The sequence below is a fragment of the Glycomyces sp. NPDC050141 genome (assembly GCF_055586545.1).
On record NZ_JBVJHZ010000022.1, the window covers coordinates 31,367 to 54,280 of the forward strand.

Sequence of the window (22,914 nt, forward strand, 5' to 3'; positions counted from 1 at the left end):
GTGCGCGGGTCAGTTTCCGCTGGTCGGGGCCGCTTCCACAGGGTCCGGTGTGGCCGGTTCGGCACGTTCGGTGCGGGGTCCGACGGCGACGGCGAGGAGCCCGAACCCGATCGCGGTGGTGAACCCGGTGACGGCGATGCCGGAGTCGTTGACGACCGCGCCGAGGACGGCGATGGTGGCCAGGCCGATCGCGGCGGCCGCGACTTCATTCGAGCGGATCGGGGCGCGTTTGCGCCAGATGACGATCGCGCCGACGAGCGCGGCGACCGAGATCCACGTCAACGGGCGCCCGATGGTGCCGATCGCGGCGTCGGCTTTGCGGATGAGGATGTTCATGGCGGTGCCGTCCAGGACAGACCCGACGAACCGGCCCAGGTGCGTCTGGTCCTCCTGCGGGCGCAGGTAGTCCAGGAACCCGCCGATCGCGAACACCGCGAACGCGATCCCCCCGGCGAGGGCGAGCGCGCCGAGCGAGAGCCTGCGGCCCCACAGTTTCAGGCAGCAGAGGATGCCGGCGGCGACGAGCGTGAGCGTCCCGCCCATGTCGCGCCCGAGGTTCGGGGCGCCGACGATGACGACCGCGCACACCCCGATCGCGATGGGGCCCCACACGCGGGCGCGGCCCTTCCACGGCAGGAACGCCACGAGGAGGATCACGGCGGCCGCGAACACGCTGAACGCGTAGTTGCCCAGGCCCGTGAACCGCGCGCCCGCCTGGGCGGTGTACCCCATGGGGGTGTGCAGCGGCCATGTCGCACCGGAGACCTGGTCGACGGCGATGAGCAGCGCGGCGGTCCCGGCGATCACCCAGACCGGGCGCGCGCCGCTCCTAGTCCACGGCAGCGAGGCGGCAATGGTGAGGACCGCGATGCCAGCGGCGATGATCAGCCAGAACGCCAGCTGCGGGTTGCCCGCGCGCCACCAGTGCGGGATACCGGCCGCGACACCGGCCACCGGCATCGCCGCGACCGCCAGGCACACCGTGCGCGCCAGGGGGCGGAACCGGTCCTTGCCGCACAGCAGCCACACCGCCGCGGCCACGCCGATCACGCCGACACCGGACAGGACCGAATAGAAGACGAAGCTCACCGAGATGACCGACTGCGACGCGGCCGTCTCATCAATACCTTGCGCGACCGCTTCACCGCTCGTGCGGTCCGGGTCCGGCAGGACCTGGATCGGCGCGCCCGCCACCGTCGCCGGGACGTCCGCGCCCACGACCGCCAGCGCGGTCGCCGTCAGGTCCACCAGCTGCACGTACCCGTCGCGGCCAGTAGTCGCCGAGGTCAGGTCGCCCGGTTCGACACCCGCACCGGAGTACAGGACCGGGTGCAGCGCCGACGGCGCCGAAGCGTCCGCGACACCGGCGACCAGCAGCCGCCAGTCGTCCGGCAGCGCCGCCTCGACCGCGCCGACGGCGGCGTCGGCCTCGGCCGCCGCCCGGGCCCGCACCGAGTCGGGCTCCGGTTCGATCTCCCCCGCGTCGGCAGGGCCGGTCTCCTCGTCGGAGCCGACCCCGATGTCGTCCTCGCCGAGCTGGTCGTAGTCCGTGCTCGTGTCCGGGGCGTTGTCGGCAGTGTCGCCGACGACCACACCCGGGTCGACGATCACCACGTCGCACGCGGCCATCGCCTCAGGCAGCGCACTGATCTCCGGCGCCCAGAACGCGATCCGGCCCTCAGTGTCCGCAGCGGACAGCGCCGCCCCGTCCCCGATCGCCGCCACGCACGCACCCGGGTCGGGCTCCACAACCGGCTCACCGGCCGCCTCGGCCTCGGCAGCCGCGGTCTCCTGCTCGACCGCCATCTCCGCGACCGCGTCCGCGAGCGAACCGAGCCGCGCCCCGTAGTTGAACGACTCGTTCGCCTCGACCAGGGCGTCCCAGCCCTCCACCGACCAGCCGTCACCGGTGTCCACCGGCGCCTGCAGCTGCGACTGCGCCGCACACTGCGCATCCCGGGGCGCCGCACCGCCCGCGCGCTCACCGGCGCCCAGGCTCAACCAGCCCGCCTCCGGGCACGTCCACGACCCGATCGTGCGCACGCTCATCGACGCCGACGCACCCGACCCGGCCATCGCCCACAGGTTCGGCGTCACCGACTCGTCGATATCCGTCCACGCCAGACCCGGCACACCGAACACGATGACCCCGGCAGCCTCGTCCTCCTCAGCCGCCGCAGCCGCCGGAGGCAGCGCCAACGCACCGCAGACCACCGCCAGCACGGCCGCGAAACCCCGCACCCACGCACCGCGCACCCGCACGCCCGCCTCCCAAGTCATGCCAGCAGTCTATGGGGTCCCCGCGCCGTCCCCGGCCGCCTGGCCGCCTGACCTTCACCACACCCCGCCGCGCCGAAACCGCCCGACGTCACACCCCCGCGTTAGGCTGGCCCGATGCGCACCATCGCCACCGCCAACGTCAACGGAATCCGGGCCGCCGCCAAGAAAGGCATCGTCCCCTGGCTCGAACAGACCCAAGCGGACGTGGTGCTCCTCCAAGAAGTCCGCGCCGCCCACGACCAGGTCCCCGCCGAAGCCCTCGAAGCAGGCGGCTGGCACTGGCACGTCGCCCCCTCCACCGTCGCCAAAGGACGCGCCGGCGTCGCCGTCCTCACCCGGGGCGAACCCGAAGCCGTCCGCACCGGATTCGACACGGAATTCGCCGACCACGGCCGCTACGCCGAAGTCGACCTCCCCGGCCTCACCGTCGCCAGCCTCTACCTCCCCTCCGGCGAGACCGACACCCCCCGCCAGGTCGAGAAGGAACGCTTCATGACCGTCTTCGCCGAATACCTCGCCGAAGCCGCCAAGAAAGCCCAGGAAGGCGGCCGCGAACTCCTCGTCTGCGGCGACTGGAACATCGCCCACGCCGAAGCCGACCTCAAGAACTGGAAAGCCAACAAGAAGACCGCCGGATTCCTCCCGGGCGAACGCGCCTGGCTCACCGACCTCTACGGCACCGGCACCTTCGTCGACGTCGTCCGCGCCCTCCACCCCGGCACCGAAGGCCCCTACTCCTGGTGGTCCTACCGCGGCCGCGCCTTCGACAACGACGCCGGCTGGCGCATCGACCTCCACGTCGCCACCACCGGCCTCGCCGCCAAAGCCACCAAAGCCTGGGTCGACCGCGCCCCCGCCCACGACCAGCGCTGGTCCGACCACGCCCCCGTCCTGGTGACGTACGACCACTAGACCCGGCTGGCCGCCCGGCAGGGCGAAAGGGCACCATTGAACCCCGTGAGCCTCATCGACTACCTGCCGTCCTCGAACACGCCCGAACCCGACGACGTCTACACGGCCTTCGCGCAATGGGCCGAAGACTCCGGGATCGTCCTCTACGAGCACCAGGAAGAGGCCCTCCTGGCCATCTGCACCGGCCAGAACACCATCATCGCCACCCCCACCGGGTCCGGCAAGTCCCTCATCGCCGCCGCCGCGCACTTCAACGCACTCGCGAACCAGCGCACCTCGTTCTACACCGCACCGATCAAAGCGCTCGTCTCCGAGAAGTTCTTCGAACTGTGCGAGCAGTTCGGGCACGAGAACGTCGGCATGCTCACCGGCGACGCGTCCGTCAACCCCGACGCGCCCCTGATCTGCTGCACCGCAGAAATCCTCGCCAACCTCGCCCTGCGCGAAGGCGCGGCCCTGGACTGCGACTCGGTAGTAGCCGACGAGTTCCACTTCTACGCCGAACCCGACCGCGGCTGGGCCTGGCAGGTCCCGCTCCTAGAACTCCACCGCGCCCAGTTCACCCTCATGTCCGCGACGCTCGGCGACACCGAGTTCTTCCAAACCGACCTGACCCGCCGCACCGGACGCGAGACCGCGCTCATCGCCTCCGCCACCAGGCCCGTCCCACTGCACTACGAGTACCGCAAGACCCCGCTGCACGAAACCGTCGAGAACCTCGTCGACAACAACCGCGCCCCCGCCTACATCGTGCACTTCACACAGGCCGCCGCCCTCGACACCGCCCAGTCGCTGTCGAGCCTCAACCTCGTCGACAAGGACGCCAAGGCCGCCATCAGTACCGCACTCGGCGGATTCCGGTTCACCACCAAATTCGGCCAGACCCTCGCCCGGCTCGTCCGCTCCGGCATCGGCGTCCACCACGCCGGGATGCTCCCCAAATACCGGCGCCTGGTCGAACGCCTCGCCCAGCAGGGCCTGCTCAAGATCATCTGCGGCACCGACACCCTCGGCGTCGGCATCAACGTGCCGATCCGCACCGTCGTCTTCACCGGCCTCTCCAAATACGACGGCCGCCGCACCCGCCGCCTGCGCTCCCGCGAGTTCCACCAGATCGCCGGACGCGCCGGCCGCGCCGGATTCGACACCGAGGGCTTCGTCGTCTGCGAAGCCCCCGACCACGTCATCGAGAACGAGAAGGCCATGCAGAAATTCGGGCTCGACCCGAAGAAACGCAAGAAGATGGCGAAGAAGAAAGCCCCTGAGGGGTTCGTCGGCTGGTCCGACGAGACCTTCGCCGCCCTCTCCGAGGCCCCGCCCGAACCGCTGCAGTCGCGCATGCGCATGACCCACGCGATGCTCATCAACCTGCTCGCCCGCCCCGGCAACACCTTCGAACACGTCCGCACCCTCATCGAGGACTCGCACGCCGACCGCGCCACGCAGCTGAAGATGGCCCGCACCGCGCTCACCATCGCCCGCACCCTCCGCGACGCCGGGATCGTCGTCATCGAGGACGGCAAAGTCCGCCTCACTGTCGACATGCCCGACCACTTCGCGCTCAACCAGCCGCTCGCGCCGTTCGCACTGGCGGCCTTGGAACTGCTCGACACCGAGTCGGACACGTACGCGATGGACGTGGTCTCGATCGTCGAGGCGACCCTCGAAGGCCCCGGCCAGATCCTCGCCGCCCAGCGCAGCAAGGCCAAGGGCGCCGCGATCGAGGCGATGAAGGCCGACGGCCTCGACTACTACGACCGCATGAACCAGCTCGAAGACACCGAAGTGGACTATCCGAAGCCGCTCGCCGACCTCCTCGACGAGGCGTTCGGGGTCTACCGGACCAGCCACCCGTGGGCCGCGGACTACCAGCTCGAACCCAAGTCGATCCTCCGCGAGATCTGGGAGGGCCGCATGAGCTTCGGCGAGTACATCGGCCTGTACGGGCTCCCGCGCGCCGAGGGCCTGCTGCTGCGGTACCTCTCCAGCGCGTACAAGGCGCTCGTCCAGACGCTCCCGGAGGACACCGGCGGGGCCGAGCTCGACGACCTCACCGCGTGGCTCGGCGAGACGATCCGCCAGACCGACTCCTCGCTGATCAACGAGTGGGAGCAGCTGACCAACCCCGGCGAGGAAGAGGACATCGACACCGGCCGCCCCGCCCGGGCGTTCACCGACAACGAGCGTGCGTTCACCATCGCCGTGCGCAACGCCGCGTTCCGCCACGTCGAGCTCGCGGCCGCCGACCGCGTCGACGCCTTGGCGGCGTTGGAGACCGGCTGGCCCGTGTCCAAATGGGACGCGGTCCTGGAGCGGTACTTCCAGGCCCACGACGACATCGGCACCGCCGGTGCGGCGCGCGGCAGCGAGTACCTCGACATCGCCAAGGACGGCCGCACCTGGACCGTCCGCCAGACCATCGACGACCCGGCGGGCGACAAGGACTGGGCGATGGTCTTCAAGGTCGACCTCGACGCCTCGGACGAGACCGGCACCGTCGTCATGGCCGTCGAGGACTTCACGGACTAGACGGATCGCGCCCCCGGCGGGGCGGGTGGCAGAATCGGCCGGTGCTCACCGACCCGCTCCACTCCCCCGTCGGCGGCCCGCTCCACACGGTCGCCGCCCTCCAGCACAACACCGGCAACCAGGCCACCGGCGGCATCTGGCGCGTCTCCGGGCCCGGCGGCGACGCGATCCTCAAGCACCTCACGCCGAACGGCGGCGGCTTCGACCACTGGAAAGCCTCCGAGGACCCCCGGCACTGGAACTACTGGCGGCGCGAATACCTCGCCTACACGAGCGGGTTCGCCGCCTCGTACGGTGCGGCGGCAGGGATCGGGGCGCCCGCGCTGCTCGCCTCGGGCGAGCGTCCCGACGGGAGCCTGGAGCTGTGGCTCGAAGCGGTCGACGGCGTCCACGGCCGCCACTGGACCGTCCCGATGCTCGCCGACTTCGCCCGCAGGCTCGGCGTCGTGCAAGCGCTGCAACAGGACGGCATCGAAATGCCCTGGTATACGCGGGGTTTCCTGCGCCAGTACGCGGGCCGCCTTGAATACAGCGATATTCCCTGGGACCACCCGGCGGCGGCCGACCACTGGCCCGCCGGCACCCGCGAGGGCCTGCGCCTGATCTGGGAGCGCCGCGCCGACCTCTTCACGGTCGCCGAGCAACTGCCGCAGACGATCTGCCACCTCGACGTATGGCCGATGAACCTCGTCCAGCGCGACGGCGAACCGGTCCTGCTCGACTGGTCGTTCACCGGGCGCGGCGCGATCGGCGAGGACATCGCCAACCTCATCGCCGACACCTTCTTCGACGGCCTCCAGCCCGTGGACCGCCTCGCCGAGACCGAAGCGCTCGTCACCGACGCCTACGTGGCCGGGCTCGCCGAGGCCGGGTACGAAAACGGGACGGCCACTCGAAAAGCCATCGCCGCCAGTGGGGCCGCCAAGTACTGTTGGCTCGCCCCCGCGATGCTCACCCGCCTCGCCGCGGGCAAGCCGATCGCCAGCGCCGACTACGACGCCGCCGAGGACGCGGCGGTGCTCCAGCGGCGCCGCCCGATCTTCGACATGCTCGTCCGCTGGGCCCGCAACGCCCTCGACACCTGAGAGACCGCCATGCCCGTCCAAGTCACCGAGTCCATCGCCATTCCCGACAGTGAACTGCGGTGGCGCTTCTCGCGGTCCTCCGGCCCCGGCGGGCAGGGCGTCAACACCACCGACTCGCGCGTGGAGCTCGTGTTCGACCTGGCCGGGACGAGAGCACTGCCGCCCGCGCTCATCGAACGGGCGCTCGCGCGCCTCGGGGACCGGGCGGTCGACGGGACGGTCGTCATCGCCGCGTCCGAGTTCCGCTCGCAGCTGCGCAACCGTGAAGCGGCGCAGGAGCGGCTCGCTGAGCTCATGCGGCGGGCGATCGCCGCGCCGCCGCCCCCGCGTGTGGCCAGGAAGCCGTCGAAGGGCGCGAAACGGCGGCGCCTGGAGGACAAGCGCCGCCGTTCGGACGTCAAGAAGCTGCGCCGCAGCACCGACGACTAGTTCTCGGGGAGGGGCTTCCCGAAGTCGGGGGTGCCGTCCTCGTTCCAGCCGAAGGGCTGGACGCGGCAGTGCCGGTCGGGGTTGTCGAGCGGGTCGCCGACGATCTCCTCGTAGGCGCGGGCGTGGAAGACCAGGAGGTCGTTCCCGTCCTCGTCGACGGTGAAGGCGTTGTGGCCGGTGCCGTAGATGCCGTTGGCCTCGCTGGTGGTGAAGACCGGCTCGGGGTGCTTGGTCCACGAGGCCGGGTCGAGGAGGTCCGCGTCCGCGTCGGCGGTGAGCAAGCCCATGCAGTACTCGGCGCCGGTGCCGGACGCGGAGTAGGTGATGAAGACCTTCCCGTTGCGAACGACCGCGTAGGGGCCTTCGTTGACGGCGAAGCGGATGGTCTCCCAGGGCAGTTCGGGGCGGGAGAGCTCCACGGGCGCGCTCTTGAGAGTCCAGGGGTTGGCGAGTTCGGCGAGGTACAGGCTGGTGTTGGAGCCTTCGAGGCCCGGGTCGTGCTGGGCCCAGCACAGGTAGCGGGTCCCGTTGTGGGCGAAGGTGGTCGCGTCGAGGGAGAACGAGTCGATAGGGGTCTCGATCTGGCCCTTCTCGGTCCATTCGCCGGTGAGGGGGTCGGCGTTGCGGTTCTCCAGGACGTACATGCGGATGCGCCAGACGTCGGCGGTGGCCGATTCGGCCTCACCGGCGGCGAAGTAGACGTACCAGGCGCCGTCGATCCAGTGCAGCTCCGGGGCCCAGATGTGGGAGCCCATGGGCCCCTCGGGGTGCTGGGTCCAGATGGTGGTCTCTTCGGCGTCGCGCAGGCCCAGGAGGGTGTCGGCGCCGCGGATCACGATGCGGTCGTAGGCCGGCACCGTGGCGGTGAAGTAGTACCGTCCGTCGGTGTGCCGGGTGATCTGCGGGTCGGCGCGTTCGAGGATGAAGGGGTTCGGCAGAGCCTGCTCGGAAGCAACACTGTTATCGGTCACAACGGTGATGCTACAACTCCACGCGGAGCGTCCCGGAAGGCTCCACCTCCGCCGCGCCCGCGGACTGGGACGCGAGCCAGTCCACCAGCAGTTCGGCATCGGAACAGGCCAGGTCGAAGACCACTTCGGCGCCGAAGTCGACCCCGGCGAGCCGCACGTCCTCGCGCAGCCGCAGCAGCCCTTCGAGGCTCCCGGCCAGGCCGTAGTCGACGCGCACGGTGAGCCGCTGCCAGTGCGCGAGCTCGACGGTGCCCGCCGCGTCGAGCGCGGCCGAGACCGAGGCGCCGTAGGCGCGCACGAGGCCGCCGGCGCCGAGCTTCACGCCGCCGAAGTGGCGGGTGACGACGGCGAGCACGTCGGTCATGTCGCGCCCGCGCAGCACTTCGAGCATCGGGACCCCGGCGGTCCCGGCCGGTTCGCCGTCGTCGTTGGAGCGGGCCGACTGGCCGTCGTCGAGGACGTAGGCGGTGCAGTTGTGCGTGGCATCCCAGTTCGCTTTCCGGTGCGCGCTGATGCGTTCGCGCGCTTCGGCATCGGAGGCGACCCGGTAGAGCGTGCAGATGAACCGGGACCGGTTGACCACGGTCTCGGTCGCCGACTGCGCGACGGCGATGGTGCGCATCAGCCGACGACGCCGTGCTCCCAGGCCCACGCCGCGATGCCCACGCGGTTGCGGACCCCGAGCTTGGCGCGCACGGCCTCCAGGTGCGTCTTCACCGTGGAGACGGAGACGAACAGGGACTCGGCGATCTCGGCGTTGGTCTTGCCGCGCGCGACGAGTTCGACGACGTCGAGTTCGCGTTCGGTCAGCACGTGCGAGGCCTTCGGGCCCTCGGGGACGGGCTCGGTGAGCCGTTCCAGGAGGCGCACGGTGACGGACGGGGAGATCAGCGACTCGCCGCTCGCGGCGGCGCGGACCGCCTCGACGAGCAGGGTGGGGCCCGAGTCCTTGAGCAGGAACCCGGTCGCGCCCGAACGCAGAGCGCCGTACACGTACTCGTCGGTGTCGAAGGTGGTGACGACGACGATGCGCGGGCCGGTGCCGTTCGCTCCGGCGAGGAGCGTGCGGGTGGCTTCGAGGCCGTCCAGGCGCGGCATGCGGATGTCGAACAGGCACACGTCGGGTTTGTGCCGCCGGGCCTCCGAAACCGCGATCACCCCGTCGGGGGCGTCGGCCACCACTTCCATGTCGGGCTGGGCGTCGATGATGGCCCGGAACCCTGCCCGGACCATCTCCTGGTCGTCTGCGATCAGCACTCGGATTGCCACGCCCCGAGCCTAACCGGCGCGGGCCGCTAGGCGGCGGCGCCCGCCAGTTCCCGCTCGCGCGCCACAGGCGCCGGCACCGGCTCGGCGACCGGCGTGCTGCGCCTGTGCAGGTTCCCCACGGCCGAGGCCTCGGCCTCGCGCTTCAGGACGGCCTGGCGGCGCGCCGACCGCTGCCGGATCGCGAACGTCGTGGTCACCAGGAACAGCCAGGTGCCCTCGAGGAGGATCAGACCCCAGTCGTGGCCGATGATCGCGGCCGTCAGCAGGATCGAGCAGGCCGAGATGACCAGCAGCAGCGAGGCGGGCTTCGTCGCGTGGATGCGGTGGGTCTGCAGCAGCAGGAAGTTGGTGATGTACAGCAGCGCGCCGATGATCTGGAACAGGATGCGGATGTCGAACTCGTGCATGGGAAGACCTCGAAAGAACGTGAAGCAGGCAGGAAGGCGCCCCGCGCATGCGTCGGCGCGGCGGCAAGGAGGGAGAGGAGAGGGAGACCGAGGGGTTACAGGGTCGCGGCCGGGTGGCCGCTCGGTCTGCTCCGCTCGGACACGGTCGTCACCGGATCATCGTCGGGCCAACCGCAAAACGGGCAGCACTGCATAACCGTGTCCTCCTTACAAGGCTTCGGGTTTCGTTCTCAGGGACGAGCGCCGGCCGAAAACCGCCCCTGGCAGCCTCCGCGCACTGTTCTCACGCTCGATACGAGGTTAAGGTCCCAATCGTCCGGGCTACAACACCTTGGTGACGCTAGTTTGCGAAACTCATCGTGAAGCGAACGCTAAAGGGATTGGGGCCACACCGTGATCGACCTGAGGAGACTGCACGTGCTGCGGGCGATCGCCCACCACGGCACCGTCTCCGGCGCCGCGAAAGCCCTGCACATGTCCACTTCCGCAGCGTCGCAGCAGATCCGGCTGCTCGCCAAGGACCTCGGCGTGCCGCTCCTCGAGCCGGTCGGGCGCGGCGTCAGGCTCTCCTCGGCCGCTCAGGTCCTCATCGCCCACATCGACGCGATCGAGGCCATGTGGCGCCTGGCCGAGGCCGAACTCCAGGCCACCGAGGGCGAACCGTCCGGGATGCTGCGCCTGTGCGGATTCCCCACGGCCATCGCGACACTGCTCGCGCCCCTGGTCGGCGCCGCCCGCACCCGCCACCCCGCGCTGGAGGTGCGGCTGCGCGAGGCCGAGGCCTCCGAGAGCTTCGACCTGCTGTTCGCCGGGGAGGCCGACCTCGCGCTCGTCGAGGCGACCCCGGACAACCCGCCGCCCGAGGACATCCGCTTCGACGCGCAGACGGTCTTCAACGACCCGTTCGACCTCGTCGTTCCCGGCGGGCACTGGTGCGCGAAGCAGGACGCGGTCGACCTGCGCGAACTCGAACGCGAGCCGTGGATCATCGGCGTGCCCGGGTCCATGCACCGCCGCCACGTCCTCACCGCCTGCTCCAACGCCGGGTTCCGGCCCACCGTCACCGGCGAGGCCCGCGAATGGAACGTCATCGCCGTCATGACCGCCCACAAGATGGGCGTCGCGCTCATCCCCCGCCTGGTGGACCTCCCCCACCACCTCGACCTCGTGCGCGTGCCGGTCTCCGGGCCGTTCACGCCGTTCCGGCACTTCCAGGCCGTGACGCTGCGCGGCGGCGCCCGGCGGCCCTCCGTCGCGGCAGTCATGGAACTGCTGAACGAGCAGGTGCGCGCCGCAGAAGGCATCGGGCCGCTCCCCGAAACACGATCCTGAACCGCCCCGAAACCGCATACAACAGCGCTGAGCTGGGCGAACCAGTGAACGTGATTGACCCTACTGGACACTGGATTCCGTTACGCTGACCGCATGTTCGACTACGGCGGCGAGCCCGCGCCCACCGGCCCCCGGCACCTGCGCGTGCGCGGCGGCACCGCCCTGACCGGGTCGATCGACGTCAAGACCTCCAAGAACGCCGGGGTGGCGCTGCTGTGCGCGAGCCTGCTCAACCGCGGCCCCACCGTGCTGCGCCGCGTCGCCCGCATCGAGGAGGTCAACCGCATCCTGCGGGTCCTGGACTCGATGGGCGTGGAGCACGAATGGCTCAGCCCCGAAGGCGACCTGCGCCTCCAGCCGCCCGAACGCCTCGACCTCACCCGCATCGACGCCGACGCCGCCCGCCGGACCCGTTCGATCATCATGTTCCTCGGCCCGCTCCTGCACGACTACCCCGAGTTCGAACTGCCGTTCGCGGGCGGCTGCGAACTCGGCGACCGCACCGTCGAACCGCACCTGACGGCCCTGCGCCGCTTCGGCCTCTCCGTCGAACGCTCGCACGGCTGCTACCGCGCCACCGTCAAGGAGCACGTGGAGCCGCCGGGCGCGATCGTCCTGACCGAACGCGGCGACACCGTGACCGCCAACGCGATCATGGCAGCCGCCCGCTTCCCCGACGTCACGGTCATCCGCAACGCCTCCTGCAACTACCAGGTGCAGGACCTGTGCTGGTACCTCGAGCGGCTCGGCGTTCGCATCGACGGCGTCGGCACCACCACCCTCACCGTGTACGGCCGCGAGCACATCGACGAGGCCGTCGACTACGCGCCCGCCGAGGACCCCATCGAGGCCTGGAGCCTCGTCACGGCCGCGATCGTCACCGAATCCGAGATCACCGTACGCCGCACCCCGATCGAGTTCGTCGAGATCGAACTGGCCCTGGCCGAGGAGATGGGCCTGGCCTACTCCAGGAGCGCCGAGTACCTGGCCGCCAACGGCCGCACCCGCCTGGTCGACCTCACCGTCCACCCCTCGCCGCTGCGCGCGGCCGCCGACAAGATCCACCCGATGCCCTTCCCCGGGCTCAACATCGACAACCTGCCGTTCTTCGCGCTCATCGCCTCCTGCGCCGAGGGCGGGACGATGATCCACGACTGGGTCTACGAGAACCGCGCGATCTACCTGACCGAGCTCAACCGGCTCGGCGCCCGTGTGAAGCTGCTCGACCCGCACCGGCTCCAGGTCGAGGGCCCGGTGCAGTGGAGCGGCGCCGAAGTCGTGTGCCCGCCCGCGCTGCGCCCGGCCGTCGTCCTCCTGCTCGCGATGCTCCGCGCGCAGGGCACCTCCGAGCTGCGGCACATCGACGTCATCCACCGCGGCTACGAGCAGCTCGCCGAACGGCTCCAGCTGCTCGGGGCCGAGATCGAGCCGTTCTGAACCACGGCCGCGAGCAGCACGCGACCGTATGTGACACTTCCATTCATGAACATGCCGCCCGATGTGCCGCCCCAGACCTTCGCGCTCCTGAGCCTCGTCCAGGCCCACCTCAAGCACCTCGACAAGGTCGAAGGCCACGTCATCGGCAGCCCGCAGTGGGAGGCGACCGTCGAGTCCACGAAAGCCGTGGTCGCCGCCAAGTCCCCCGGGCTGGAGATCACCGCCGAGGACGTGCCGATGATCGTGGGCACCGGCTCCCCCGACCGCAAGCGGCGCCTGTACGCCACGATGCCGGTGAGCCCCGAGATCGCAGCCCTCGCCGACGAGTCCGAAGTGGCCCTGTTCTCCTACAACCGGCGCGGGCGCCTCCAGCCCGCCAACCGCACCGCGGCCAAGTCGCAGTCCCGCGCCTGGTACCCGCCCGCGAAGGCCCTGGCCCCCATGCGGATCATCGACGACGCAGTGTGGGAGCCCGTCGCCGCCGCGACCGGCGACGACGGCAGACCGGGCATCATGGAGGCCGCCGCCGGATGGCTCGTCCTCCTCGCGGTCATCGCCTGCCTCGCCGCTGCAGGCTATCTTCTCGTCTGGTTCTTCGACCTCCTCTGACGCCCCTCGACTGGCACCGCCCGAGCCTCCCGATCCGCTTGCTGAACAGCGGAAACGGGAGGCTCTGTCTTTTTTGGTGAGTGCGCGGGCGCAGCCCGTGCGCGTTGTTCAGAGGGCCGATTCCGTTGACTGACAACGAGGTTTTTTACCTCGGAGTCGATATATCTTGTGAGAACTGCCATAATGGACGCATGCTGAAGATGGCCATTCTCGGATTCCTGCGGGACTTCCCGCTCCACGGCTACGACCTCAAGAACCGGGTCGCGAGCCTCGCCGGGCACGTCCGTCCCGTCGCCGACGGGACGCTCTACCCGACCATCAAGAAACTCGAGGACGCGCAGTGCCTCACGCGGCGCACCGCGCCGGGCTCGGTCGCGGCGCCGCGGCACATGCTCGAGATCACCCAGACCGGCACCGACCAGCTGCGCCGGTGGCTGCGGGACCCCGAACCGGGGTTCATCACCGACGACAACAAGTGGTACGTGCTGCTGGCGTTCCTCCACCACCTGGAGAACCCGCGCGAGCAGGCGCTCGTGCTCGCGCGGCGGCGCGAGTTCCTCGACCAGCCCGCGCAGCTGTTCTTCGACGAGCAGGGCGTGCCGATCCCGCCCGAACGGCTCGAATCGCCGTTCCGCAAGGGCCTCATGCAGATCCACCGGTCGGTGAACCTCACCGAGATCGACTGGCTCGACCGCCAGGTCGCCGACCTGAACCGCCGCGCCGGGTTCACGGTCCAGCAGCGCGGCGGTTAGGGCCTAGCCGTTGCTCAGGATCGTCGAGAGCAGCACGAAGAAGATGACGATCAGGATGATGACGGCCGCGCCGGTCACCAGCACCGCGGGCTCCTGCGTGAGCGGGCGCTTCCCGGGGTGCTGCTGCTGCGGCTGCTGGTACGCCTGCTGCGGGGCCGGGGCGGGCTGCTGGTAGCTCGTCTGGGGCGGCAGCATCTGCGGGGCCTGGACGGGCGCCTGGACCGGCGGGCGGGGCGCGGACATGTGCCCGGGCGAGACCGGCCCGCCCGAGGTCGGGCGCGTCATCGGCTGCTCGGACGGGGCCGGGCCGGACGCGGCGCGCACCGCGCCTTCGACGACGACGGTCTCGGGCTGCTCGAACGTCTGCGGCGGCACCCCCAGCTTGGAGTGGATGAGCTGCGAGATCGCCGGGATGCGCGAGGAGCCGCCGACGAGGAAGATCCCCACGAGGTCGGCGGGGTTCATGCGCGCGGACTGGATGGCCCGCTGCAGGCAGTCGACGGTGCGCTCCAGCGGCGGGCGGGCGATCTCCTCGAACTCCGCGCGCGTCAGGTGCGCGTCGACCTCCAGCGCGGGCAGGTGGATGTCGGCGCTCGCGGTGCGCGACAGGGTCTCCTTGGCGCCGCGCACGTCCTCGTAGAGCATGCGGCGGTAGCGGCGGTCGCGGTCGTCGGCGGGGGTGAGCAGCCGCTGCCACTCGGCCGGGTGGGACTTGCCGTAGGTCTTGCCGAGGTGCTCGACGATGCCGTGGTCGAAGTCGAGGCCGCCGATGTCGCCGACGCCTTCCTCGGCGAGGACTTCGAAGCCGGTCTGGGTGCGGCGCACCACGGTGGCGTCGAACGTGCCGCCGCCGAGGTCGTAGATCGCGAGGGAGCGCCCGGGCGGGACGGCCGTGCCGAGCACGGACGTGAAGTAGGAGGCCGCGGCGACCGGTTCGGGGATGAGCTGCGGGGTCGGGAGCCCGGCGAGGCGGGCGGCGTCGACGAGGATGGCGCGGCGGCGCTCGCCCCAGCGCGCGGGGTGGGTCAGGCGCACCTGGCCGGGCATCTGGCCGGCCTGGCGCTGGGCCTCCAGGGCCACCTGCTGCAGCACGTACGCGAAGACCTGCGGCACCGGGATCTCGGAGGTGCCGAGGAACAGCGAGCCGTCGTCGATGCGGCGCTTGGGGTTCGGCTCGAACCGGGCGGGGTCCATGCGGGCGTTGCGCTCGGCGTCGCGGCCGACGAGCATGCGGCCGTCCGAGTTGTAGTACACCGCCGAAGGCAGGATCGGGGCGCCGTCGAACAGCAGGGGGCGTACGCGTCCGTCGGCCGAACGCAGCACCGCGACGGTGTTCGAGGTTCCGAAGTCGATGCCTAGCACGTGCATGTGAATACTCCCTCTCGGCGAAGCCGATTTATGGCTTGCAAGCTTCGCCGAGTCCGCTTGCGAGCCGTAGACGCGTCTTGCCTGAAGGACACCTTACTGGGCGCGTCCACGCCTGATGCGACCCGATCGGCGTTCACCGGTAGTCCACGCCCCGTTAGGACCCGGCTGGCCGGAAGGTGCCTGACGGCGTTTGCCTCCGGGGATGTCCGGCACGGAACGGGACGAGCGGCATCTCACGTGCTCGGCCGCGCGGATACGGGCCGGTGTTGTGTCACACTTCAAGGGGACGTCCGTGGGCGGCCGCAGGAGCGCCGGGCCACACTTGGGGGTCCGCATCGCGAACGCGGCGCCTGGGAACGGTGGTACCGGGAAGTATCCGGCCGCGTCCCGGCGTTGTACGAAGCGAAAACCCCAGGAATCGGCGTGATCGGCTGGGGAAGAGTGCGCCGGCCCAGGGCTGACCGGGTCGGCCGCGTGTGGCAAAGCGAATGCTCCAGAGGAAGTGCAGGGGAACATGGGCGACAGAATGCTGAGGGGCTCCCGTCTCGGCGCCGTCAGCTACGAGTCTGACCGCAACACGGAGCTGGCCCCGCGCCAGACCCGCGACTACGTCTGCCCGCAGGGGCACCGCTTCGAGGTGCCGTTCGCGGTGGAGGCGGAGATCCCGCTGACGTGGGAGTGCCGTCTCGACGGCACCGTGGCCAAGCTGGTGGACGGCGAGGAGCCGGAGACCAAGAAGGTCAAGCCGCCGCGCACCCACTGGGACATGCTGCTGGAGCGCCGCTCGATGGAGGAGCTCGAGGAGATCCTCGACGAGCGCCTGCAGGAGATGCGCGCCCGCCGCGGCGAGCGCTAGCGAGCCGCCAGGAAGCGCAGGCGAGCGCTAGCAAGCGCTAGAAGCTAAGCGAGCCTCACGGGCCCGGGTCGATCGACCGGGGCCCGTTTTTCGTGTCCCCGTACTTGACCGGCGCGTCGGCGTCCCTCTCAGCGACGACCTCGCCGTCGACGATGTCGGCGCCGCCGAAGTTCATCACGGGGGCGCTGCGGGCGACCCAGCGGCCCAGGCCGCGGAAGAGCAGCCGGGTGGGCGGGAAGAGCAGCAGCAGGCCGAGGAAGTCGGTGACGAACCCGGGGACGATGAGGCACACGGCCCCGGCAAGCGCGTACCCGTTCGGGAGCTCCCGCGTGGGGTCGCCGCCGGAGTTGAGGTAGTCCCGGGCGGACGCGAAGGACTTGCGGCCCAGGTAGCTCGCCAGGAAGACGCCGAGGACGGTGGTGCCCACGAAGATCAGGAGCGTGAAGAACAGGCCGATCAGGTACACGAGGCCGATGAACGCGGCGGCCTCGGCGATGACCCAGATGGCCAGCGCGAGCCGGAAGGCGAACGGTGCGCGTTTGGGCGCCGCGGGCGGCTGCTGGTACGTCACCCTTCGATTCTGCCACGCCGCAGGGCGTTCTTGAGTTGGCGCGTGCGATGGGCCAGGCCCCAGCGGCTGACGTTCCACAGTGCTTCGACGGTGATGGCGCCGCTCATCTTGGAGGCGCCGGCGCGGCGCTCGGTGAAGACGATGGGGACTTCGCGGATGTCGAATCCGGCTTTGACGGCGCGCCAGGTGAGGTCGATCTGGAAGCAGTAGCCGACGGAGTTGACGGTGTCGAGCTGGAGCTTGTGGAGGCCGTCGAGGCGGTAGGCGCGGTATCCGGCGGTGACGTCTTTGACGTTGAGGCCGAGCATGGCGCGGGTGAAGACGCCGGCGCCGCGGGAGAGGGCGAGGCGGTGGAGGGCCCAGTTGCGGACGGCGCCGCCGGGGATGTAGCGGGAGCCGATGGCGACGTCGGCGCCGTCGTCGAGGGCTTCGAGGAGGCGGGGCAGGTCGGCGGGGTCGTGGGAGCCGTCGGCGTCCATCTCGACGACGGTCCGGTAGCCGTGCCGGGTGGCCCAGTCGAAGGCGGCGAGGTAGGCGGCGCCGAGGCCCTGCTTCTCGGCGCGGTGGAGGACGTGGACGCGTTCGTTGGCGGCGGCGAGGGTGTCGGCGATGTCGCCGGTGCCGTCGGGTGAGGAGTCGTCGACGATGAGGATGTCGATGCGGTCGCATCCGGCGAGGGCGGCGGCGACGGTGGTCTCGATGTTGTCGCGCTCATTGTAGGTGGGAATGGCCACAATGGCCGGACTGGTGTCGTAGCCGGTGTGGCGCCGGTCCGGTGTCTGGCTCATGGCGTTCGGCTTCCTAGGTCTGGCTGCGGCGGTGCTTGAGGTTGGTCAAGATGGCGCAGGCCAGGGCCACCAGTGCCGCTCCGGTGAGGACCGCTTCAGGAAGGATACCCACTGTGGAGGCCGGAGTCGAGCGGTCGGACAGGGTCAGGTCCGATTGGATGACGGCTGCGGTGTTGAACTCGGTGGCCTGGGAGACCTCGCCGGTGTGGTCGGTGAAGCCGGAGACGCCGACGGTGGAGGCCATGAGGCCGTCGCGGCCGTGCTCGAGGGAGCGCAGCTGGACCATGGCGAGCTGCTGCTGGGCCTCGTTGGTGTCGAAGGTGGCGTTGTTGGTGCCGACGGCCATGAGCTGGGCGCCGTCGAGGACGGAGGCGCGGGTCTCGGCGTCGAAGGCGATCTCGAAGCAGATGAGGCCGGTGAGGGTGTAGTCGCCGACTTCGACGATGCCGGGGTTCTGGCCGTGCTCGAATCCGGCGACGTTGTCGAGGCCTTCGGACATGCGCGGGTCGATCCATCCGGCGACGGTGCTGAAGAAGCCCTTGTAGGGGACGTATTCGGCGAAGGGCACGGGGTGGCGCTTGGAGTACATGTAGACCGGGCCGTCCTGGGGGTCCCAGACGATGGTCATGTTGGAGCGGGTGCCGTCGTCGTTGTGGACGATGCCGCCGAGGACGATGGGCGCGCCGATGGCGGCTGCGGCCCCGCTGATCGCGATGTAGGCGTCCTCGTTCTGGAACGGGTCGATGTCGGAGGCGTTCTCGGGCCACACGACGAGGTCGGGGCGCTCGGCGGTGCCTTCGTTGACGGCGTCGGCGAGGTCGTGGGTGGCCTGGACGTGGTTGTCGAGGACGGCCATGCGCTGCTCGTTGAAGCCGAGTCCGAGGCGGGGGACGTTGCCTTGGACGACGGCGACGTTGATGGTGTCGCCGTCGGGCGCGGTCGAGTTGATCGGCAGGGCGAGGGGCGCCAGCGCGGTCAGTGCGGCGGCTGCGGTGAAGGCGGCGGCTTTCTTGACCCCTGCGGTGCGCTGTGCCGCCAAGGCGAACCCGGCGGCGAGGAGGAACCCGCCCGAGAGGGCGACGAGGAAGCTCAGGAATGGGGCGCCGCCGAGCCAGATGGCGGCGGCGGTGGGCGATTCGGCTTGGCTGAAGGCGAGGTTGCCCCAGGGGAAGCCGCCGAAGGGCTGGCGGGAGCGCAGGGCCTCTTCGGCGACCCAGGCGACGCCGGTGAGGGGCGCCCAGGTCCAGCGGTGGGTGTCGATGAGGCGCGAGCAGGCGGCCAGGCCCATGCCGAGCAGGCCCATGCCGAGGGCTTCGAGCGCGCACAGGAACAGCCAGGGCCACTGGCCGACCTGCGTGGAGGACCAGGCCAGCAGGGGCAGGAAGAACGCCAGCCCAAAGACGAAGCCGACGCCGAGGCCGCCGCGCAGGCGCCTGCGGTGGACGGCGGCGCCGAGTCCGGCGACGGAGACGGCCGCGAGGGGCCAGGCGCCGTAGGGCGGGAACGCGAGGACGGCGAGCAGGCCGGAGGCGATGGCGACCAGGAGCGCGGCGGGGAGGGTGAGGCGGCGTCCGAGCGGGGAGCCGGTCAGCACGAGCGGGCGGCGCTTCGTCGCCGGGGGTGCCTGCTCGGGCGCCGGGGCGGCGTCGCGGTCGTCGTCGATCACGGTGCTCAAGTAGGGCGCTCCTCGCTGGTACGCGGTAGGCGAGGAGTCCTCGCCCGGCCGGTTGGGGCTCTAGCGTACTGCGGGTATGGCAAAGGGGCGTAGCTGTGTCCGGCTACGCCCCTCGCACGGGTTTCTCCCAGTCCCTGTACGGCCGGTGTCCCCTGCGGCGTCCGCTGGTGATCTTCGGACCAACTCGCACCCGTCTGGCTGAGCGTCTACGAGCTGTTGTCTAGGGATCTCCTGCGTCTGCTGCGGGTCCACCACCGGCGACCGGCTCGCCTTCCTCCGCCGACCCCCGCGATCTGGACCTGGCCGCCGGTAGCAGTGCGGCCGCGCTGCCACCTTGTCCAGTCTGCGTGGGAGCAAAGCAAGTCGAGTCGCCCCCGACGTTCGGCGGGCTTCCGTTTCCGGTCGTCCGCCGAGGACCAGACCACCGTAAGCCAAACTGCGCCGATGGCGTCAACCGGGTCGGAATTTTGGTCCCACAATTTTTCTCGCGTCAGGCTTCCCGCGGAGTCGGCGCTGGCCAGGCGGTCGACCAGATGAGCTGGCCGTCGGCGACGGTCATCGAGCACTTCGGATCCAGGACGCCGGGATCACTCAGGTCGGGGAGTCCCCCTTCCGTGAGCTCCCACACTGTGAAATTCGCGCGCGTGTGCGGGACGAGCGCTCCGGCGTCGTCGATGCCGAGGGCCCTCCAGCCGCCTCTGGTGGCCGCGGTGAAGGCCGCGGCCATCGGGAGGCGGGAGACGGGGTTGCGGTGGCGCACGGCGGCTCTCACGCCGCCCCAGGGGTCGAGTGCGGTCACCGGGGAGTCCGATCCGAAGGCGAGGGGGACGCCGACGCCGGCGAGTTTCGAGAAGGGGTTGGCGGCGAGGGCCCGTTCGCGTCCGAGCCGGGTGGCGTACATGCCGTCGGGGCCGCCCCAGGCGGCGTCGAACGCGGGCTGGACGGAGGCGTGGACGCCGTGGTGGACCATGCGGGCGATGAGGGCGGCGTCGAGCAGTTCGGCGTGCTCGATGCGGTGGCGGGCGTGGCGGATCGCGTCGAGGCCGAGCACGGGTTCGACCCGGTCGAGGCCGTCCAGGACGTTCTGGATCGCGGCGTCGCCGATGGCGTGGAACGCGGCGGGCAGGCCCGTCTCGTGGCAGTCCAGGAGGTGCGCGGCGACGTCGTCGGCGGTCAGGTACTCGGCGCCGAGGGTGTCGGCGTCGCGGTAGGGCTCGCGCAGGAACGCGGTGCGGGCGCCGAGGGAGCCGTCGGCGGAGAGGTCGCCGCCGCAGCCGTGCGCGCCGAGGTCGCGGGCCTTCTGAGCGGCGCGCAGCTCGCCCCACCAGCCGTGCACGGAGGGGTTACCGGGCTGCTGGCCGAGTTCGACGAGGCCTTGGAACTCCTTCTCCCCCAAGGGGTCGGCGGCGACGGGGATGAAGTGCTCGACGACGGCGGCGATGCCGCGCTGCGCTGCTGTGGCGAGCGCGTACTCGGCGAGGGCGAGGCGCTGGGAGACCGGGACGCGGGCGCCGAGGGTGGCGCGGGCGGCCTTGTGGGCGGCGCGGGTGAGCACGCCGGAGGGGTCGTAGCCGTCGTGTGCGGCGAGTTCGGGGTGCTCGGCGAGGAGGCGGGGCGTGGCGATCCCGGTGTGCCCGCAGGCGCGCGAGAGGTAGGCGATGCGGCCGCCTGCGGCGTGTTCGACCTGGTCGCCGGTGGGCAGGGCCGGGTCGTCCCAGGTGGTCTCGTCCCAGCCTCCGGCGAGGATCAGCGCGTCGGCGGGGGCGGTGCGGGCGAACGCGGCGAGGTGGTCGAGCACGGCCGCGGCGGAGCGGTCGGCGGCGAAGTGCAGGCCCGCGAGGGCGTTCCCGGTGGCGGTGAGGTGCACGTGGGAGTCGACGAACGCGGGCGTCGCGAGCCCGCCGCCGAGGTCCTCGGTGCGGTCGGCGGCGGGCGCGTCGGCTTCGGGCCCGACCCACTCGATGCGGTCGCCTGCGGTGAGCAGGGCCGTCGCGTCGGGGCTGGTCGGGCTCAGCACGCGCCCGCCGCGCCACAGGACGCGCTCGGCCGCAGCGGTGTTCTGGAGGAGGCTCATGCCTCCCATGATGTCAGTCGACGGGGTGCAGGACGCGGTGGAGGAACGTGCGGGCCCGCTCGGTCCTGGGGTTGGTCAGGACGTCGGCGGGCGGCCCGGACTCGACGATGACGCCGCCGTCCAGGAACAGGACCCGGTCGGCGACCTCGCGCGCGAACCCCATCTCGTGCGTGACCACGAGCATCGTCATGCCTTCGGCCGCTAGGCCCTTCATGACTTGCAGGACTTCGCCCACGATCTCGGGGTCGAGGGCGCTGGTCGGCTCGTCGAAGAGCATGAGCCGGGGCTTGACTGCCAGCGCGCGGGCGATGGCGACGCGCTGCTGCTGCCCGCCGGAGAGCTGGGAGGGCTTGGCCTGCTCCTTGCCTTCGATGCCGACTTCGGCGAGGAGGCGCCGGGCGGTGGCGACGGCCTCGTCCTTGGGGGTCTTGCACACGCGCCGCTGCGGGATGACGAGGTTGTCGAGGATCGTCATGTGGCTGAACAGGTTGAAGTGCTGGAAGACCATGCCGATGTCGCGGCGGGCGAGGTCGAGGTCGGCGTCGGGGCCGGTCAGGTCGTGCCCGGCGGCGGTGATGGTGCCCTCGGTGGGGGTCTCCAGGAGGTTGACGCAGCGCAGGAGCGTGGACTTGCCGGAGCCGGAGGGGCCGATGAGGCACACGACCTCGCCTTCGGCGATCTCGAGGTCGATGCCTTTGAGGACCTCGTTGTCGCCGAAGCGCTTGTAGAGGCCTTCGATCCGGACGATCGGGTTCGCTTCGGCGGTCATCGGGGTTCTCCTCGCTTCTCCAGGCGGCGGGCCAGCAGACCGAGCGGGATGGTCAGCAGCAGGTAGAGCAGGCCGCCGACGAGCAGCGGCGTGGCGTTGGCCTCGGAGGTCAGCTCGTTGCGGGCGAACTTGGACAGCTCCATGGTCGAGGTGGTGACGCCGAGGACGAACACGAGGCTGGAGTCCTTGGTGAGCATCACGAGCTCGTTCGTCAAGGGCGGGATGACGATCCGCAGGGCCTGCGGCAGGACCACGGTGACCATGGTGCGGGTGTGGCTCATGCCGAGCGACCGGGCCGCCTCGACCTGTCCCTTGGGGACGGCCTGGATGCCCGCGCGGACGCTCTCGGCGATGTAGGCCGAGGAGGTCAGGCCCAGGCCGATGGCGACCTGGCCGTAGACCCCGCCCGGGTACTGGATGCCCGGGAACGCCTGCGGCACGCCGAAGCCGACGAGGAACAGCACGAGCAGGGCGGGCAGGCCGCGGAAGACCTCGACGTACGCGGTGGCGAACCACCGGTAGGGGCCGAAGTCGGAGACGCGCATGAGCGCGATCGGCACGCCGACGACCATGCCGAACACGAACGCGAGGAGGGTGTAGACGATCGTGTTCCAGAACGGCGTCCACACCGCCGGGAACATGGCGGCGGCGATGTCGAGCTGGAAGAACGAGTCGGCGATGCGGCCCCAGTCGGCCACGACCGCCAGCGCGATGACGACGGCGGCGATGACGACGTACTGGATCGTGCGCGACAGCCGCTGCCGCTGCCTCGGCGCCATGCGCCGTACGGGGGTCTCGGTT

General features: G+C 70.8%; 21 protein-coding genes. 9 read left to right on the top strand and 12 right to left on the bottom strand.

What is annotated here, in order from left to right:
* Positions 1–9: 9 nt before the first annotated feature.
* Positions 10–2,280, bottom strand: a complete 2,271-nt coding sequence (locus ACZ60M_RS14655) for a hypothetical protein (RefSeq protein ID WP_465418248.1) — start codon at positions 2,278–2,280, stop codon at positions 10–12.
* Positions 2,281–2,394: 114 nt separating this feature from the next.
* Between ACZ60M_RS14655 and ACZ60M_RS14660 the strand changes: the two genes are divergently transcribed.
* From ACZ60M_RS14660 to arfB, 4 genes are read left to right on the top strand one after another with little or no spacing between them, the layout of a single operon-like run.
* Complete coding sequence (locus tag ACZ60M_RS14660) at positions 2,395–3,192, top strand: exodeoxyribonuclease III (protein ID WP_465418249.1); 798 nt, start codon at positions 2,395–2,397, stop codon at positions 3,190–3,192.
* A 36-nt stretch (positions 3,193–3,228) separates the two neighbouring features.
* On the top strand, positions 3,229–5,721 hold the full coding sequence (locus ACZ60M_RS14665; protein WP_465418250.1) for a DEAD/DEAH box helicase: 2,493 nt from the start codon (positions 3,229–3,231) through the stop codon (positions 5,719–5,721).
* 41 nt (positions 5,722–5,762) lie between these two features.
* Positions 5,763–6,806: a phosphotransferase gene (locus ACZ60M_RS14670; RefSeq protein ID WP_465418252.1), complete on the top strand. Its 1,044-nt coding sequence runs from the start codon at positions 5,763–5,765 to the stop codon at positions 6,804–6,806.
* 9 nt (positions 6,807–6,815) lie between these two features.
* Positions 6,816–7,235: an alternative ribosome rescue aminoacyl-tRNA hydrolase ArfB gene (arfB, locus tag ACZ60M_RS14675; protein ID WP_465418254.1), complete on the top strand. Its 420-nt coding sequence runs from the start codon at positions 6,816–6,818 to the stop codon at positions 7,233–7,235.
* On the opposite strand, the gene ACZ60M_RS14680 is transcribed toward arfB, so the two are convergent.
* From ACZ60M_RS14680 to ACZ60M_RS14695, 4 genes are read right to left on the bottom strand one after another with little or no spacing between them, the layout of a single operon-like run.
* Positions 7,232–8,206 (bottom strand): glycoside hydrolase family 43 protein, encoded by a 975-nt coding sequence (locus tag ACZ60M_RS14680; RefSeq protein WP_465418256.1) that lies wholly within the window; start codon positions 8,204–8,206, stop codon positions 7,232–7,234. The two genes, arfB and ACZ60M_RS14680, sit on opposite strands and share 4 nt — an antisense overlap.
* Before the next feature lie 10 nt (positions 8,207–8,216).
* Positions 8,217–8,828 carry an IMPACT family protein gene (locus ACZ60M_RS14685; RefSeq protein WP_465418258.1) on the bottom strand — a complete coding sequence of 204 codons (612 nt, stop codon included), beginning with the start codon at positions 8,826–8,828 and terminating at the stop codon, positions 8,217–8,219.
* Positions 8,828–9,475, bottom strand: coding sequence for a response regulator (locus tag ACZ60M_RS14690; RefSeq protein ID WP_465418260.1), 648 nt, complete (start codon positions 9,473–9,475; stop codon positions 8,828–8,830). The genes ACZ60M_RS14685 and ACZ60M_RS14690 overlap by 1 nt, the downstream gene beginning before the upstream one ends.
* 26 nt (positions 9,476–9,501) lie before the next feature.
* Complete coding sequence (locus ACZ60M_RS14695; protein WP_465418262.1) at positions 9,502–9,882, bottom strand: CBU_0592 family membrane protein; 381 nt, start codon at positions 9,880–9,882, stop codon at positions 9,502–9,504.
* A 393-nt stretch (positions 9,883–10,275) separates the two neighbouring features.
* Here ACZ60M_RS14695 and ACZ60M_RS14700 point away from each other — a divergent pair, with 393 nt between their 5' ends.
* The 4 genes from ACZ60M_RS14700 to ACZ60M_RS14715 all read left to right on the top strand — a co-directional run bounded on the left by ACZ60M_RS14700 (position 10,276) and on the right by ACZ60M_RS14715 (position 14,012).
* Positions 10,276–11,214 carry a LysR family transcriptional regulator gene (locus ACZ60M_RS14700; RefSeq protein WP_465418264.1) on the top strand — a complete coding sequence of 313 codons (939 nt, stop codon included), beginning with the start codon at positions 10,276–10,278 and terminating at the stop codon, positions 11,212–11,214.
* Between the two features lie 93 nt (positions 11,215–11,307).
* Positions 11,308–12,651 carry a UDP-N-acetylglucosamine 1-carboxyvinyltransferase gene (locus tag ACZ60M_RS14705; protein ID WP_465418266.1) on the top strand — a complete coding sequence of 448 codons (1,344 nt, stop codon included), beginning with the start codon at positions 11,308–11,310 and terminating at the stop codon, positions 12,649–12,651.
* A gap of 45 nt (positions 12,652–12,696) precedes the next feature.
* Complete coding sequence (locus ACZ60M_RS14710; protein WP_465418268.1) at positions 12,697–13,260, top strand: hypothetical protein; 564 nt, start codon at positions 12,697–12,699, stop codon at positions 13,258–13,260.
* Positions 13,261–13,451: 191 nt separating this feature from the next.
* On the top strand, positions 13,452–14,012 hold the full coding sequence (locus tag ACZ60M_RS14715) for a PadR family transcriptional regulator (protein WP_465418270.1): 561 nt from the start codon (positions 13,452–13,454) through the stop codon (positions 14,010–14,012).
* Between the two features lie 3 nt (positions 14,013–14,015).
* On the opposite strand, the gene ACZ60M_RS14720 is transcribed toward ACZ60M_RS14715, so the two are convergent.
* On the bottom strand, positions 14,016–15,380 hold the full coding sequence (locus tag ACZ60M_RS14720; RefSeq protein ID WP_465418272.1) for an Hsp70 family protein: 1,365 nt from the start codon (positions 15,378–15,380) through the stop codon (positions 14,016–14,018).
* Between the two features lie 514 nt (positions 15,381–15,894).
* On the opposite strand from ACZ60M_RS14720, the gene ACZ60M_RS14725 reads away from it, so the two are divergent.
* On the top strand, positions 15,895–16,236 hold the full coding sequence (locus ACZ60M_RS14725) for an RNA polymerase-binding protein RbpA (protein ID WP_465418273.1): 342 nt from the start codon (positions 15,895–15,897) through the stop codon (positions 16,234–16,236).
* 55 nt (positions 16,237–16,291) lie between these two features.
* On the opposite strand, the gene ACZ60M_RS14730 is transcribed toward ACZ60M_RS14725, so the two are convergent.
* The 6 genes from ACZ60M_RS14730 to ACZ60M_RS14755 all read right to left on the bottom strand — a co-directional run bounded on the left by ACZ60M_RS14730 (position 16,292) and on the right by ACZ60M_RS14755 (position 22,892).
* Entirely contained in the window at positions 16,292–16,807 is a 516-nt protein-coding gene (locus ACZ60M_RS14730) for an FxsA family protein (protein WP_465418275.1), read from the bottom strand.
* Entirely contained in the window at positions 16,804–17,595 is a 792-nt protein-coding gene (locus tag ACZ60M_RS14735) for a polyprenol monophosphomannose synthase (protein ID WP_465418277.1), read from the bottom strand. The genes ACZ60M_RS14730 and ACZ60M_RS14735 overlap by 4 nt, the downstream gene beginning before the upstream one ends.
* A gap of 13 nt (positions 17,596–17,608) precedes the next feature.
* Complete coding sequence (gene lnt, locus ACZ60M_RS14740) at positions 17,609–19,261, bottom strand: apolipoprotein N-acyltransferase (RefSeq protein WP_465418337.1); 1,653 nt, start codon at positions 19,259–19,261, stop codon at positions 17,609–17,611.
* Between the two features lie 499 nt (positions 19,262–19,760).
* Positions 19,761–21,344 carry an amidohydrolase gene (locus tag ACZ60M_RS14745; protein ID WP_465418279.1) on the bottom strand — a complete coding sequence of 528 codons (1,584 nt, stop codon included), beginning with the start codon at positions 21,342–21,344 and terminating at the stop codon, positions 19,761–19,763.
* Between the two features lie 13 nt (positions 21,345–21,357).
* Complete coding sequence (locus ACZ60M_RS14750) at positions 21,358–22,113, bottom strand: amino acid ABC transporter ATP-binding protein (RefSeq protein ID WP_465418281.1); 756 nt, start codon at positions 22,111–22,113, stop codon at positions 21,358–21,360.
* Positions 22,110–22,892: an amino acid ABC transporter permease gene (locus tag ACZ60M_RS14755; RefSeq protein ID WP_465418339.1), complete on the bottom strand. Its 783-nt coding sequence runs from the start codon at positions 22,890–22,892 to the stop codon at positions 22,110–22,112. Before ACZ60M_RS14755 ends, ACZ60M_RS14750 begins: the two co-directional genes overlap by 4 nt.
* Positions 22,893–22,914: the final 22 nt, after the last annotated feature.

Excerpts from the sequence above, each read along its gene's own strand:
- ACZ60M_RS14655 (WP_465418248.1), bottom strand. The coding sequence starts at position 2,280 with ATGACTTGGGAGGCGGGCGTGCGGGTGCGCGGTGCGTGGGTGCGGGGT.
- ACZ60M_RS14660 (WP_465418249.1), top strand. The coding sequence starts at position 2,395 with ATGCGCACCATCGCCACCGCCAACGTCAACGGAATCCGGGCCGCCGCC.
- arfB (WP_465418254.1), top strand. The coding sequence starts at position 6,816 with ATGCCCGTCCAAGTCACCGAGTCCATCGCCATTCCCGACAGTGAACTG.
- ACZ60M_RS14685 (WP_465418258.1), bottom strand. The coding sequence starts at position 8,828 with ATGCGCACCATCGCCGTCGCGCAGTCGGCGACCGAGACCGTGGTCAAC.
- ACZ60M_RS14695 (WP_465418262.1), bottom strand. The coding sequence starts at position 9,882 with ATGCACGAGTTCGACATCCGCATCCTGTTCCAGATCATCGGCGCGCTG.
- ACZ60M_RS14705 (WP_465418266.1), top strand. The coding sequence starts at position 11,308 with ATGTTCGACTACGGCGGCGAGCCCGCGCCCACCGGCCCCCGGCACCTG.
- ACZ60M_RS14710 (WP_465418268.1), top strand. The coding sequence starts at position 12,697 with ATGAACATGCCGCCCGATGTGCCGCCCCAGACCTTCGCGCTCCTGAGC.
- ACZ60M_RS14715 (WP_465418270.1), top strand. The coding sequence starts at position 13,452 with ATGCTGAAGATGGCCATTCTCGGATTCCTGCGGGACTTCCCGCTCCAC.
- ACZ60M_RS14720 (WP_465418272.1), bottom strand. The coding sequence starts at position 15,380 with ATGCACGTGCTAGGCATCGACTTCGGAACCTCGAACACCGTCGCGGTG.
- ACZ60M_RS14725 (WP_465418273.1), top strand. The coding sequence starts at position 15,895 with ATGGGCGACAGAATGCTGAGGGGCTCCCGTCTCGGCGCCGTCAGCTAC.
- ACZ60M_RS14735 (WP_465418277.1), bottom strand. The coding sequence starts at position 17,595 with ATGAGCCAGACACCGGACCGGCGCCACACCGGCTACGACACCAGTCCG.
- ACZ60M_RS14745 (WP_465418279.1), bottom strand. The coding sequence starts at position 21,344 with ATGAGCCTCCTCCAGAACACCGCTGCGGCCGAGCGCGTCCTGTGGCGC.
- ACZ60M_RS14750 (WP_465418281.1), bottom strand. The coding sequence starts at position 22,113 with ATGACCGCCGAAGCGAACCCGATCGTCCGGATCGAAGGCCTCTACAAG.
- ACZ60M_RS14755 (WP_465418339.1), bottom strand. The coding sequence starts at position 22,892 with ATGGCGCCGAGGCAGCGGCAGCGGCTGTCGCGCACGATCCAGTACGTC.